Origin of the sequence: Kribbella sp. NPDC004536, from assembly GCF_042873835.1 — a bacterium.
GTDB lineage: Bacteria > Actinomycetota > Actinomycetes > Propionibacteriales > Kribbellaceae > Kribbella.
The window spans coordinates 92219-105056 of record NZ_JBIALY010000005.1; the positions used below are offsets into that span (position 1 = coordinate 92219).

Genomic DNA, 12838 nt, shown 5'->3' on the forward strand with positions numbered 1-12838 from the left:
TTCGAGGGCACACCCCAAAGCCTGCCATGACCTCACAGACGTAGGGTTACGGCATGCCTGATGTGGTGGTGGTTGGCGGCGGACTGATCGGGCTGGCGACAGCGTGGCGGCTGGCCGTGGAGGGGGTCCGCGTCACGATCTGCGATCCCACACCGGGCGCGCAGACGTCGAACGTCGCCGCGGGCATGCTGGCGCCGGTCACTGAGGTCGAGTTCGGCGAGGACGACCTCCTGGCGCTCAACCTGGCCTCAGTGAACGCGTGGCCTGCGTTCGCAGCCGAGCTGGAGGAGCTGACCGGTCAGCCCGCCGGCCTGCATCAGACCGGCACGCTGTCGGTCGCGTACGACGTCGACGACATGGCCGTGCTCCGCCGGGTCGCCGACTATCAGCGCAGGCTCGGCCTTGAGGTGGAGGTCCTGTCAGGACGTGACGCTCGTAAGCGGGAGCCCATGCTCGCGACAGGCGTCTCCGGTGGCGTCTGGGTTCCGGGTGACCACTCCGTGGACAACAGGCAGGCCGTGGCCACGCTCCTGCGTGCGGTGGAGCTGTCTGGCGTCGAGATCGTCCGCCAACGCGTCACCCGGATCATCACGTCCGGTACGGCGGCAACCGGAGTACTGCTCGACAACGGTGACACGCTTCAGGCTGGGCAGATCGTCGCGGCAGCGGGGCCTTGGTCGGCGCAGTTGGACGGTGTACCGGAAGAGCTGCGGCCTCCGGTGCGGCCCGTGAAGGGTGAAGTACTGCGCTTGCGTGTGCCAGAGGCGTACCGCCCCGCGCTGCAGCACACCGTACGCGCGACGGCCCGCGGGTTCTCCGTCTACCTGGTCCCGCGCCCCGGCGGCGAGCTGGTCGTCGGTGCGACGACCAGCGAGCTCGGCTACGACACCCGAGTCCTCGCGGGCGGGGTGTTCAACCTGCTCCGGGACGCACGGACCGTACTGCCGATCACCGACGAACTCGAACTGGTCGAGACGATCGCCGGGCTCCGGCCCGCGACTCCGGACAACGCTCCGGTGCTCGGCCCGTCCGGACTGGATCGGTTGCTCTGGGCAACCGGTCACTACCGGAACGGGGTACTGCTGACGCCGGTCACCGCGCAGGTGCTGGCTGACACCGTCCGCACCGGGAATCTCCCGGAGCTCGCGAAACCCTTCCTGGTCAGCCGCTTCGGCCACTGACCTACAGTTGCCGTCGGCAACCGGAAAGATTGTGAACGACAACAATGTAGTTCAGCCTTGAATTGTAACCTTTACGTTACAGGCGTAACACCGACCCCATCCGCCCCTGTTGTCACATCAGTCCCAGCACATACGGTCAAGGGACGTACACAACGGGGAGTTGGTTGCGATGCGCAACTTTGTTCGGATCTTGACCGGGCTGGCCGTGCCCGTACTGACCGCGGCCGTGATCACCGCCGGTTCGCCGGGCTTCGGCACGTACAAGATCAAGGACGGTGACACCCTCGGCCGGATCGCCGGGCGGTACGGCACCACGGTGAGTCAGCTGGTGGCGCTGAACAAGCTCCCCGGGAACGGCAACGCGATCTACGCGGGCGAAGTACTGAAGGTGCCGGTCAAGGGCACGACCACCACTGCGCCGGCGAAGCGTTCGCAGCTCGGCCGGGTGACGTACGTGGTGAAGTCCGGCGACACGATCTCCAGGATCGCGAAGCGGTTCAAGTGCTCGCAGGCGAACCTGCTCGCCGCGAACCGGCTCAAGCCCGGCGACCGCATCTACGCCGGCAAGCCGCTGCAGATCCCGGTGAAGATCCGGGCGAAGAAGCGTACGGACAACACCTTCGCCGGGCGTACGTACGCGGACCACATCGTCGCGCAGGCGAACCGCAACCGGGCGATCCTGAAGAAGCGCAAGCAGCCGACCCGCACGCAGCTGCGGTCACTGATCGTGAGCACCTCGAAGCGGTACGGCGTCGACCCGCAGCTCGCGCTCGCGGTCGCCTGGCAGGAGTCCGGGTGGAAGCAGCGAGTGGTCTCCCCCGCGAACGCGATCGGCGCGATGCAGGTGATCCCGTCGACCGGCCGGTTCGCGTCCCGGATCGTCGGCCGCGACCTCGACCTGCTCGTCGCCCGCGACAACGTCACCGCGGGTGTCGTACTGCTCAGCCGCCTGACCGGTGCGGCCGAGCTGAACATCGCCGTGGCCGGCTACTACCAGGGTCTCGGCGGCGTGAAGAAGAACGGCATGTACGCGGACACCAAGGCGTACGTCGCGAACGTCCTCCGGATCAAGGCGCAACTGGAGCGCGGCTGGGACCCCCTGCGGTGAGCCTGGCTCAGTAACGCTGAGCCGTTATCTACACTCTCTGCAGAACGGTTTGGGGAGAGGCGGCTCACCGCAAGTGACGGACGACGTGGACACGCAGGTCAGCGACCGCCTCGTCGGGCGCGTGCTCGACGGTCGGTACCGCGTCGGCGCGCGTGTCGCGAAGGGCGGCATGGCCACCGTCTACCAGGCGCTGGACATGCGCCTGGACCGGACCGTCGCGCTCAAGGTCATGCACGACGGGCTCGGCGACGACGCGCAGTTCACCCGCCGGTTCGTGGCCGAGGCCCGGGCCGCGGCCCGGCTGTCGAACCCGAACGTGGTCGCCGTGTTCGACCAGGGCGACGACGACGGCACCCTGTTCCTCGCGATGGAGTACGTCCCCGGCCGCACGCTGCGTGACGTCATCCGCGAAGAGGCCCCGCTCTCCCCCGCTCGCGCACTCGATCTGCTGACACCGGTTCTGTCCGCGCTGTCGGCCGCTCACGACGCGGGCATCGTGCACCGCGACATCAAGCCCGAGAACGTACTGCTCTCGGACAAGGGCGCCGTGAAGGTCGCCGACTTCGGTCTGGCCCGTGCGGTGAGTGCCAGCGGAAACACCGCCACCCAGGGCCTCCTGATGGGCACGGTGTCGTACCTGGCGCCCGAGCTCGTCACCGACGGCAGCGCCGACGCCCGCTCGGACGTGTACTCGGCCGGCATCCTGCTGTACGAGATGCTCACCGGCAACAAGCCGCACTCCGGCGACACCCCGATCCAGGTCGCGTACGCGCACGTGCACAACGACGTACCGCCGCCGTCGCTCGAGCAGCCGGACATCCCGCCATACGTCGACGCGCTCGTCCAGCGCGCGACCGCACGGGACCGGGACCTGCGGCCGACCGACGCGCGGGTGTTCAGCCGCCAGGTGCATCGGGTACGCAGTGCACTCGACGAAGGGCTGCCGGACGACCCGGAGCTGACCGGCGACCTGACCGTGCCGATCCAGCAGATCCGGCAGGACAGCGGGTACGACGACGGCTACACGCGCGGCGAGCCCGAACTACCCCCTCAGCCGGCGGTGCGGCACGACACGATCATCGTGCCTGTCGACCGAGGCCGCCCAACGGGCGCCCCAGTCACCCCGCCCCGACGCCGCTCGCGCGGACCGATCGCGCTGATCGCGATCCTGGCGCTGGCGATCGGCATCGGTACCGCCGCCTGGTACTACGGCATCCACCGCTACACGTCGACGCCCTCGCTCGTCGGGATGGCGCCCGCGGCGGCCGAGGCCGCGGCGGCGAAGTCCGAGCTGAAGACGAGCCTGGACAACCAGGACTACTCGGAGGACGTGCCCAAGGGTTTCGTCATGCGGACCGACCCGGCGGCCGGCGACCGGATCCGGAAGAACGGTGACATCGGTCTCACCGTCTCCAAGGGACCCGAGCGGTACCGGGTGCCGCAGCTCGTCGGGCTGCAGCTCGACGCGGCGCAGCAGGCGCTGTCCCCGATCAAGCTGATCACCGGGCAGATCAACGAGCAGTACAGCGAGACTGTCCCGCAGGGGCGGGTGATCGCGATCAGCCCGAAGTTCAACACCGTGGTGAAGCCGGGGACCGCGGTGAACTTCGCCGTCAGCAAGGGCAAACGGCCGATCGACGTGCCGGACCTGACCGGCAAGAAGTACCGGGACGCGCGGGAGACGCTGCGGAACCTCGGGTTCACCGTCGCGCGCAGCACGCAGTACGACGAGAAGGTGCCCGAGGGCAACGTCATCAGCCAGACGCCGAACAGTGGCACGTTGTTCGCCAAGGACAAGGTCACGCTGGTCGTCTCGCTCGGACCGCCGCTGGTCGACGTGCCGAACGTGAAGAAGAAGACCACCGCCGAGGCGCAGCAGATCCTCACCGCCGCGGGCTTCCAGGTCTCGGTGCAGAAGGCGCCGTTCAACCTCGGCCTGAACATCGTCGCCGCGCAGAACCCGGGCGCCGGCCAGAAGGTGAAACCGGGCACAACGATCGTGATCACCGTGCTCTGATTTTGCCTTGCTGGTAAGGCTTCTGATCTGATGTAAGGCGTGAATCACCCTCGTGTTGCTGTCCTGGCGCTGCTGGCTGTCGCGGCGGCCTGGGGGTCGACGTTCTTCCTGACCAAGGACCTGCTGACCAGGATGGACGTCGCCGACTACCTGGCGTTGCGGTTCCTGATCGCGTCGATCGCGCTGCTGCTGATCCATCCGCCCGCGATCGCCCGGCTGAGCCGGCTGGACCGCGGCCGGGCCGTTGCCCTCGGCATCACGTACGGCATCGCGCAGCTCGTCCAGACCGAGGGGCTGCGGCACACCTCGGCCAGCGTGTCCGGGTTCGTCACCGGCATGTACGTCGTGTTCACGCCGCTGCTCGGCGCGGTCATCCTGCGGCACAAGATCGGCCGCTGGGCGTGGTTCGCTGTGATCCTCGCCACGGTCGGCCTCGGCGTACTGTCGCTGCGCGGCCTCAGCCTCGGCACCGGGGAGCTCCTGACCCTGGCCTCCGCCGGCCTGTACGCGCTGCACATCATCGGCCTCGGCGCCTGGTCGACGCCGCGGAACGCGTTCGGCCTGTCGGCGTTGCAGATGATCGTGATCACCTGCGTCTGCGCGATCGGCGCCGTCCCCGGCGGGTTCTCGCTGCCGCCGTCCGGCCGCGACTGGGTCAGCGTGGTCTACATGGCGCTGATCGCCGGCGCGCTCGCGCTGATCGTGCAGACCTGGGCGCAGGCCCACCTGACTCCCACCCGCGCGGCGATCGCGATGACAATGGAGCCGGTGTTCGCGTCGGCGTTCGCGGTGCTGTTCGGTACGGACAGCCTGACCCTGCGGATGATCGTCGGCGGCGCGCTGGTGGTGTCGGCGATGTACCTGGTCGAGCTGGCACCACGGCGTAAGTTCGAGGCGGAAGTTCAGCACCTGGCCCAGTAAGGAGGACGAATGCGGTTTCCGTACGTCGTCATTGCTCTCCTGCTGACTGTGCTCGCGGGTGGGACGATCAACAACGTGGTCCGCAACCCGCAACCGCGGCTGGTCTCGGACGGCATCCCACACGCGTCGGCACGCTCGACGCTGGGCAGCGAGCCGTACGACGACATGGTCCGGCACGCGCTCGCCGATCTCGACTCGCTCACGCTCCCCAATGGCGGCACGCTCGCCGGTGAGAACGGCCCGTGGCGGTACGTCTGGCCGCGGGACGCCTCGTTCGTCGCGGTCGCCCGTTGCGCGATCGGCCAGTACGACGACGCTCTCGAGGTGCTGTCGTTCCTCGATCGCGTCCGGCCGGCGACCGGCCGCTGGGAAGCCAGGTACACCGCCGACGGCAAGCACGTCGGCGACGGCCGGGAGCCGCAGCTGGACGCGTCGGGATGGGTGCTGTGGGCAACGTGGTTCTGCCGCGCGGGCCGGCAGTACTGGGACATGGTCGAGGAGTCGGCCGACCAGATCCTGCGCGAGCTGGGACCGGACGGCCTGCCCGCGCGTTCGCCGGACTACTGGGAGCGGCCCGAGAAAGAGCTGACCATCGGTACGGTCGCCCCGCTGCTGACGGGACTCCGTTCGGCCGTCCGGATCGCTCACGACCAGCGTCAGCAGGCGCAGGCGACCCGGTGGCAGGCCGGGCTGGACAAGTTGTCGGCGGCAACCGATCGGACCTTCGGGCCGGACTACCCGCGGACGCCGGCCCGGGCGACCAGCCTGGTCGAACCAGGGGTCGAGCCGATCGGCGTCGGCGGTGGCGCGGACTCGTTCGTCACGGTCCTCGGCCCGCCGTTCGCGCCGGCCCGTCCGGTTGTCAGTACGGCGATCGACAACGCGTACGCCGCACTGACGCAGCCGAACGGCGGTGTGACACCGGGAGAGGACTGGCGGGCGGACGGGGTGTCGTGGACGCCCCAGACCGCCCTGTTCGCACTGAGCGCGGCCGCGCGCGGTGATCAGGACACCGCCAACACCCTGCTCACCTGGTTGAACCACCACCGCACCAAGCTCGGTGCGTTGCCGGAGAAGGTCAACCGCGACCTGGAGCCCGCAGGTGAAGCCCCGCTCGCGTGGACTGCGGCCCTGGTCGTTCTTACCGACACGGCCTTGCACAACCCGCTGCCGGTCCCTTAGCAGATCTCCATGTCGTCGTGGCTCGGTGTCGCGGGCCGGTGCGTGCTGGTCCTGGTGGAGTAGAAGAACGCGGTCGACGCGATGTCGTCCTGCAGCGGCAGGTAGCGCCCACCGGAGCGCCAGCCCAGGGCCTGTACGTCGACGGTGAGCCGCTCCTTGAAGCGGATCGGGTCCGGCAGGTGGAACCGGTACATGCCGAAGCGCTGCTGGCTCTGGTACTGCCCGTCCGGGCGGATCACCTGCGGCATACCGAGGTACGGCGTACTGAACTCGGTGTAGCCGCCCAGGTGAGGTACGTCGAAGTTCCACGCACCGCCGAAGTAGTCCTCGGTACCCGTACCGCAGATGGTCGGGAACTCCTCGTCGCCGTCGAGGTAGAACTTCACCTCGCCCTCACCCCACCAGCCGGTGCTGTTGACGCCCCACGCGATGTACGTGCCCACGTAATGCCCTGGGCCTTCTACGCCGTCCAGCAACGTGTGTACGGTCTTGGCGGCCAGCGGGTTGCTCCGGCGCCACTGCGCGTGCAGGTGCGCCGAGTTGTCCGGTACTGCGCCCAGCCAGTAGTCCACCTGGAAGTAGACGACCACGGGCTCGTCATGGGTGTTCTCGATCGTCAGCTCTGCCTGCTGCTTGAACGGCATCTCCCAGTAGCAGTTGAACCCGCCGTTGGGGTTCACCGCGACCGGCAGGGAGTTCACCTGGGCGAACTTGCCCCAGCCCGAGCAGAAGAAGTCCCCGACCGGCGTCTCGATCGCGGGGTTGTCGTCGCCGTCCCAGAAGGCCCGCAGAATCAGCCGGCGCCAGTTGTCGACGTGGGTGGTCAGCCAGACGTGCGTGATGCACCCCGACCCGGTGATGTCCGCGAGCGTCGCGGTCTCTCCCGGCCCGATCTCGATCGACGGCGAGACCTTCCACCCCTGACCGAGGTCCCGGGCCGCGTGCGCCCCGGTCCCCTCCGTCCGCCGCCCGCCCTGACCGGGCTCGCCGGTCGGGTTCTCCGCACTGATGGAGCGCGTCTCGACGTCGGCGAGCGCACTGATGCCGGTGAGGTTCCCAAGTGTCATACCGCCGACCTTAGGCCGCACCGAGCCCACCGAGAAATCGATTGCCCGCCTTCTGGACTCAGCAGATCGGCCCTGAGCGTCGTCTGTACTGGTATAGGCGGCTATCACGGGAGGGCCCAGTGACGTACGACGAATGGCTCCGCTCCGGCCTGCCACCACTGCTGCGATTCGCGACCGTACTGTGCGGATCACCGCATCTGGCCGAGGACGTCGTACAGGACGTGGCGATCAAGGCCCAGCAGAAGTGGGACCGGATCGGGCAGGCGGAACACCCGGACGCGTACGTGCGCCGGATGGTGGTCAACGAGTACCTGTCGTGGCGGCGGAAGTGGTCGCGGTACGTGCCGCTGGCCGAGATCGAGCAGGGCAGCAGCCCGGACCACGCCGACCGTACGGCCGACCGCGACGAACTGCTCGGTGAACTCGCGAAACTCCCGCGCCGGCAACGCGCCGTACTCGTCCTGCGCTACTACGGCGGTCAGACCGACGCCGAGATCGCCGAAACGCTCGGCTGCTCCGCGGGCACCGTCCGCGCCCACGCCTCCCGCGCCCTTGCCACTTTGCGCGTCGAACTCCGGATCGAGGAAGTCCACAATGCGTACTGAACAGGATCTGCAGGAAGCCTTCGAGCAGTTGGCCTCGACTGCACCCCACCCGGCCGGGATCCGCGCGCGGATCGAGGATCCGCCGCGGCCTCATCGCCGTACCGCCGTGCTCGTCGGGACGGCTCTGGTCACCGCCACCGCCGCTGTCGCCGCGGTCGTCGTGCCGCGCCTTCTCGCCCCGGACACCCCTGCAGCCGGGCCGGCCTCGTCGTGGTCACGCTGGCTCGACCTGAACCTGCCGAGATCGGTCGAAACTGTCGGCGAACGGTTCACCGCGAACCGCCAGGACTACGAGCTCATCGACGCCGCACGGACGACCGCGCCGACGTACTGCCAGCTACAACTGCACCGCAACGGCGACTTCGACCCGTCGACGATTCCGGCCGGCAGTCCGACCGTCGACCTCGGCGGACGGAGAGCGCGCGTAGTCACCTCGACTCCGTCGAAGCCGTTCCTGCCGGCGCCGCGAACGTACTTCTTCTCGCTGGTCGCTCGCGTCGACAAGGTCGTCGTCTGGGAGCCTTCGGCCGGTATCTGGGCGCTGCTGACCTGTGAGTCGACGAACCCGCGCGGAACCACGCCGCCGGTCGCCGACCCGCCGATCCAGGCCGACCTCAGCCTGGCCACCAGCCTCGGCAGGTCGATCGCACAGCCTGCCGGCGTACTGCGTTCGCCGGTCAAACTCGGGGACGGCTTCACACCGCGGCAGGTCAGCTACCAGCCGGCCCGCTCGGGCGTCGCACTCTCAGGCGATTTCACCGTACTGATGAGCGACGGCAACCCGGCAACCGGCTACCGGCCGCACCCGACTGCCGTCGTGTCGGGCAATCCCTGGGACCCGGAGGCCGGCGACGACCTGTCGATCCGGTACGACACCAGCCCGCTGTGGAACCAGGCGACCAAGCTCCGCAACGGCAAGGACGACGCCGTCATCCACGGCATGAAGGCGTACCTCGTCAACCAGACCCTCACCTACTCGAAGCTGGACCCGACCAAGGCGACCCCCTCCGGCCCCCTGAACACCCTCCGTCTGGAGAAGGACGGCGTCGCGCTGGTCATCACCAGCTTCAGCGCGCACCCAACCCTCGAAAGCCTTCGCCGGATCGCCGAGAACGTGCAACTGACGGCCAGCCCGAAGGATCCAACCCGTTGGTTCGACGCCGCGACTGCTCTTTAACAGGGCCGGACTTCTGCTTCGAGGTTCTTGAAGGACAGGCAGGCCCACGGGCGGCCTTGGTCGCGCTTGGCGCGGACTATGAGTGGGTATGCGTCCGCGCCGTGCACCTGGGGGGTCTTGTCTGTCGGGAGCGACCCCACCGCTCCCCCACGCGCCTCGGCGGCTGCCTTCACGTCGGCAACGTTGACCGTACTCCGGGCGCCCTTCTGCGCCGCGGCCTTCGCATCGGTCGCGACCTGCAGGGCGAACTTGACCTCGGGCGGCTGCGACCAGGCCGTCTGCGATACCGGAATGATCAGCCCGAACATCCCCAGCCCGATCGCAGTCACGATCTGCCGCAACCGCCTGGTCTGATCGGTCAGCAGCAGCGCGGCACAGCAGATCGCGAGGAACACCGTGACCGCACGCAGCACCCAGTGCCGATCCAGCCGCCCATCCACCGCCAGCCCAGCCGCCACCGCGATCACCAGACAGATCCCAGCAGCACCCAACGCACGAACCCGCGGCGACAGAGATTGCATGCCGCAGACAATAGACGCTGACCACCGGTCGTCCACGGGTGGCCGTTGCGCGGGCCTGGCGCCGTCAACCGAGCGCACGCAACGCGGTCGCGAGGACGAGCTTCCGGTGTTCCGGCGAGAGGGTACCGCTGCCGAAGTCGAGCGCCGCGGCCGTGCCGTCCTTCGCTGCCGCGTAGGCGGCGCGCGCCACGATCAAACGCTTCGGTTCGGTGGACGACGCGGCCAACGCGGAGATGATCGCATCGGCCATCTCGGCCGGAGAGTGCGGCAGGCGCTCGTCCAGCCGGGCCCGGACGGCCGGATCCGAGCTGACCACCGGCATCAGCTGCCGGGTCTCCACGGTGAAGTCGATGAACGCGCCGAGCAGTTCCGCCGCCGTGAGCCTGCCGCTCCGGGCCCGCTCGGCGAGGTCGGCGTATGCCGCCAGCGGCTCGGCCAGGATCGCGTCGAGGACGTCCGCCTTCGAGATGTAGTGGTAGTACAACGCGGCCGGGGTGACGCCGAGTTCGCGGGCGATGTCGGCGATCGACGTACCGCGATAGCCCTGGCGAGCGAACAGCTCGCGCGCGATCGCCAGGATCTGCGCCTTGGTATCCATACGGGCAACCTACTTGCTAAACGTTCATTAAGCATCTTAGGCTCGCACTTAATGAACGTTTAGTTAGGGGGTCACATGGACACGGCAGTGCTGATCACCGGCTGCTCTTCCGGGATCGGGCGCGCGACCGCGCTCGCGTTCGCCCGCACCGGACGGCCGACCTGGGCCACCGCGCGCAACCCCGCGGCCCTCGACGAACTGGCCGCGGCCGGATGCCGGACGATGGCGCTCGACGTCACTGACGAGGAGTCCCGTACGGCCGCAGTCAGGCGCGTCGAGTCCGAGCACGGAGCGGTCGGCGTACTGGTGAACAACGCCGGCTACGCACAGACTGGGCCGGTGGAGGAGGTCACGCTCGAGCTGCTGCGACGGCAGTTCGAGACGAATCTGTTCGGGCTGATCCGGATGACCCAGCTGGTGCTGCCGGGCATGCGCGCCGCCGGCGGCGGCCGGATCGTCAACGTGGGTTCGGCGGGTGGGCTGATGCCGTTCCCCGGCGTGAGCGCCTACGCGATGACCAAATGGTCGCTCGAGGCGCTGTCCGACGCCTTGCGCTACGAGACGAGGTCCTTCGGTGTCGACGTCGTACTGCTGGAACCCGGCGGCGTGGTCAGCAACTTCGCCGCCACCGAGGAGGCGACGTGGCCGAAATCCGCAAGCAGTCCGTACGCCGGGTTCCACCGGAACCACAGCGACCGGATGACGCGGTTCAACCGGGCCGGAGCGCCAGGTATGTCCGTTCCGGAAGATGTTGCCCGGGTCATCGTTCGCGCGTCGACAACAAGGCGCCCGCGCACTCGATACAAGGTAGGAGTAGCTCCGCGGGTCCTTCCCCTGCTCTACCGCATCCTCCCGAACCGCAGCTGGGACGCATTCGTCGGTCGCCTGTTTCCCGTGTAGAACAGGTCGCAGTGAATCGAAGGGAACAGGAATGGCGCTGCTTCGGATGGACAACGTCGGTATCGTCGTCGACGACCTCGACGCTGCGATCGCGTTCTTCGAGGAGCTCGGCCTGGTCCTGGAAGGCCGCGGCGAGGTCGCGGGCGACTGGGTCGATCGGACCGTCGGCCTCACCGGAATCCACTGCGCCATCGCGATGCTGCGCATGCCGGACGGGCCCGGCCGTCTCGAGCTGTCGCAGTACCACACCCCGATCGCGAGCGAACCGACGCCGCCGAACCCGCCGCACAACGTGCTGGGCACGCATCGGGTGATGTTCGCGGTCGACGACATCGACGACACCATCGAGCGACTACGCCGGCGCGGCGCCGAACTCCTCGACGGCATCGGAGAGTTCGACGGTGGGTTCCGGCTCTGCTACCTCCGCGGCCCGGCGGGCATCATCCTGGCGCTGGCTCAGCAGGTTTAGAACGTCGTCGTGAGCTCCTGCGTCTGACCGGTCGTGGCGGCGCGGTAGGCGGATTCGATGATGTCGATGACGTGGCGGGCGTGTTCGGCGGTGACGATGGACGGCTTGCCGTCGACGACCCAGTCGACGAGTTGCATCACGTCCTCGTACACGTGCTGCTCCTCGATCTCCCGGTGTACGCCGGTCACGTGCGGGAGCAGGGCCTGGTTCCCCGGGCCGCGCGGGGACAGTTCCGATGGGTCGCGGTTCGGGAAGTCGAACGGCTCGTCGTTCAGCAGCAGGCCGTCGATCGTTCCCGCCGTGCCGTAGTACGTACCGCCGAACCCACCGCGCATCCCGCCCGCGGCCGTCCCGGTCGCGACGCAGAACAGGTTGCCGCCGAAGTCGATCAGCATCACGGTGTTGTCGTCGGCATCGGTCCGTACGTCTCCCCGCAGCGGGATCCGTACGCCGGACATCGCCGTCACGCGCTCCGCCGGCCCGAGGATCCCGGTCACCGTATGCAGCGCGTACACCGTCATGTCGTACACCGGCCCGCCGCCTGGTTTGCGGAAGTACCACGAGGGGTCGATGTTGCTGAGTACGTCGTTCCCGCCGCGTACGGACTCGTCCTGGTGGTACGTACCGAACGCCGCGCCGCAACTGACCCACGACAACGTCCCGATCGCGCCCTCCGCGATCAGCTCCCGCGTCCGGACGTGATGCGGCCGCAGCATCTCCCCCGGCGACGCCACGATCCGCAGGTCGTTGCTCTTCGCCAACTCGATCAACTCGGTCGCCTCGGCGACGGTCAGTGTCATCGTCTTGTTGAAATGCACATGCTTGCCCGCCTGCAGCGCGAGCTTCCCCTGCTCGTAATGCAGGCCGATCGGCGAAGCGATCGTCACCGCGTCGACATCGCCGCGCGCCAGCAGTTCTTCGTACTCGACAAACGCCCGCCCCACGCCGAACCGCTCAGCCGCGGCCGCCGCCCGCCCCACCACCGGATCACAAACCGCCGCCAACTCCACCCGCTCCTCCCGAGCCAGGTGCGGCAACAACCCACGAACCGAAATACTCCCCGCCCCGACAACCCCGATCCGCAGGCCCATA

At 68.4% G+C, this 12838-nt stretch carries 13 protein-coding genes; 9 read left to right on the forward strand and 4 right to left on the reverse strand.

Going from position 1 to position 12838, the window contains the following annotated elements:
* Positions 1 to 53 precede the first annotated feature (53 nt).
* The 5 genes from thiO (at position 54) to ACFYRU_RS36400 (ending at position 6409) form a co-directional block, all read left to right on the forward strand.
* Positions 54 to 1181 carry a glycine oxidase ThiO gene (thiO, locus tag ACFYRU_RS36380; protein WP_387667657.1) on the forward strand — a complete coding sequence of 376 codons (1128 nt, stop codon included), beginning with the start codon at positions 54 to 56 and terminating at the stop codon, positions 1179 to 1181.
* A gap of 169 nt (positions 1182 to 1350) precedes the next feature.
* Positions 1351 to 2289 carry a LysM peptidoglycan-binding domain-containing protein gene (locus ACFYRU_RS36385; RefSeq protein WP_387667660.1) on the forward strand — a complete coding sequence of 313 codons (939 nt, stop codon included), beginning with the start codon at positions 1351 to 1353 and terminating at the stop codon, positions 2287 to 2289.
* 73 nt (positions 2290 to 2362) lie between these two features.
* On the forward strand, positions 2363 to 4306 hold the full coding sequence (gene pknB / locus ACFYRU_RS36390; protein ID WP_387667663.1) for a Stk1 family PASTA domain-containing Ser/Thr kinase: 1944 nt from the start codon (positions 2363 to 2365) through the stop codon (positions 4304 to 4306).
* Positions 4307 to 4345: 39 nt separating this feature from the next.
* On the forward strand, positions 4346 to 5227 hold the full coding sequence (locus tag ACFYRU_RS36395; RefSeq protein ID WP_387667666.1) for a DMT family transporter: 882 nt from the start codon (positions 4346 to 4348) through the stop codon (positions 5225 to 5227).
* 9 nt (positions 5228 to 5236) lie between these two features.
* Positions 5237 to 6409 (forward strand): glucoamylase, encoded by a 1173-nt coding sequence (locus ACFYRU_RS36400; RefSeq protein ID WP_387667669.1) that lies wholly within the window; start codon positions 5237 to 5239, stop codon positions 6407 to 6409.
* Here the strand turns inward: ACFYRU_RS36400 and ACFYRU_RS36405 are convergent.
* Positions 6406 to 7476, reverse strand: a complete 1071-nt coding sequence (locus ACFYRU_RS36405; protein WP_387667672.1) for a glycoside hydrolase family 172 protein — start codon at positions 7474 to 7476, stop codon at positions 6406 to 6408. The genes ACFYRU_RS36400 and ACFYRU_RS36405 overlap by 4 nt on opposite strands.
* Before the next feature lie 119 nt (positions 7477 to 7595).
* Here ACFYRU_RS36405 and ACFYRU_RS36410 point away from each other — a divergent pair, with 119 nt between their 5' ends.
* Together ACFYRU_RS36410 and ACFYRU_RS36415 are read left to right on the forward strand one after the other, a co-directional pair.
* The gene (locus tag ACFYRU_RS36410) at positions 7596 to 8081 is read left to right on the forward strand and encodes a SigE family RNA polymerase sigma factor (protein WP_387667675.1); all 486 of its coding nucleotides are present in this window, start codon (positions 7596 to 7598) and stop codon (positions 8079 to 8081) included.
* Positions 8071 to 9258, forward strand: a complete 1188-nt coding sequence (locus tag ACFYRU_RS36415; protein ID WP_387667678.1) for a hypothetical protein — start codon at positions 8071 to 8073, stop codon at positions 9256 to 9258. The genes ACFYRU_RS36410 and ACFYRU_RS36415 overlap by 11 nt, the downstream gene beginning before the upstream one ends.
* On the opposite strand, the gene ACFYRU_RS36420 is transcribed toward ACFYRU_RS36415, so the two are convergent.
* Positions 9255 to 9779, reverse strand: coding sequence for a hypothetical protein (locus ACFYRU_RS36420; protein WP_387667681.1), 525 nt, complete (start codon positions 9777 to 9779; stop codon positions 9255 to 9257). The genes ACFYRU_RS36415 and ACFYRU_RS36420 overlap by 4 nt on opposite strands.
* A gap of 64 nt (positions 9780 to 9843) precedes the next feature.
* On the reverse strand, positions 9844 to 10377 hold the full coding sequence (locus ACFYRU_RS36425; protein ID WP_387667683.1) for a TetR/AcrR family transcriptional regulator: 534 nt from the start codon (positions 10375 to 10377) through the stop codon (positions 9844 to 9846).
* A gap of 75 nt (positions 10378 to 10452) precedes the next feature.
* On the opposite strand from ACFYRU_RS36425, the gene ACFYRU_RS36430 reads away from it, so the two are divergent.
* Positions 10453 to 11277 carry an SDR family oxidoreductase gene (locus tag ACFYRU_RS36430; RefSeq protein WP_387667686.1) on the forward strand — a complete coding sequence of 275 codons (825 nt, stop codon included), beginning with the start codon at positions 10453 to 10455 and terminating at the stop codon, positions 11275 to 11277.
* A gap of 31 nt (positions 11278 to 11308) precedes the next feature.
* On the forward strand, positions 11309 to 11746 hold the full coding sequence (locus tag ACFYRU_RS36435; protein WP_387667688.1) for a VOC family protein: 438 nt from the start codon (positions 11309 to 11311) through the stop codon (positions 11744 to 11746).
* Here ACFYRU_RS36435 and ACFYRU_RS36440 read toward each other — a convergent pair.
* A complete protein-coding gene (locus ACFYRU_RS36440; RefSeq protein ID WP_387667690.1) occupies positions 11743 to 12837 on the reverse strand; it encodes a Gfo/Idh/MocA family protein in 1095 nt (364 codons plus the stop codon). The genes ACFYRU_RS36435 and ACFYRU_RS36440 overlap by 4 nt on opposite strands.
* Position 12838 lies beyond the last annotated feature (1 nt).

What these genes read in the sequence shown, in the direction of transcription:
- ACFYRU_RS36435 (WP_387667688.1), top strand. Translation starts at nt 11,309, where the DNA reads ATGGCGCTGCTTCGGATGGACAACGTCGGTATCGTCGTCGACGACCTC.
- ACFYRU_RS36385 (WP_387667660.1), top strand. Translation starts at nt 1,351, where the DNA reads ATGCGCAACTTTGTTCGGATCTTGACCGGGCTGGCCGTGCCCGTACTG.
- ACFYRU_RS36405 (WP_387667672.1), bottom strand. Translation starts at nt 7,476, where the DNA reads ATGACACTTGGGAACCTCACCGGCATCAGTGCGCTCGCCGACGTCGAG.
- thiO (WP_387667657.1), top strand. Translation starts at nt 54, where the DNA reads ATGCCTGATGTGGTGGTGGTTGGCGGCGGACTGATCGGGCTGGCGACA.
- ACFYRU_RS36440 (WP_387667690.1), bottom strand. Translation starts at nt 12,837, where the DNA reads ATGGGCCTGCGGATCGGGGTTGTCGGGGCGGGGAGTATTTCGGTTCGT.
- ACFYRU_RS36400 (WP_387667669.1), top strand. Translation starts at nt 5,237, where the DNA reads ATGCGGTTTCCGTACGTCGTCATTGCTCTCCTGCTGACTGTGCTCGCG.
- ACFYRU_RS36420 (WP_387667681.1), bottom strand. Translation starts at nt 9,779, where the DNA reads ATGCAATCTCTGTCGCCGCGGGTTCGTGCGTTGGGTGCTGCTGGGATC.
- ACFYRU_RS36425 (WP_387667683.1), bottom strand. Translation starts at nt 10,377, where the DNA reads ATGGATACCAAGGCGCAGATCCTGGCGATCGCGCGCGAGCTGTTCGCT.
- ACFYRU_RS36415 (WP_387667678.1), top strand. Translation starts at nt 8,071, where the DNA reads ATGCGTACTGAACAGGATCTGCAGGAAGCCTTCGAGCAGTTGGCCTCG.
- ACFYRU_RS36430 (WP_387667686.1), top strand. Translation starts at nt 10,453, where the DNA reads ATGGACACGGCAGTGCTGATCACCGGCTGCTCTTCCGGGATCGGGCGC.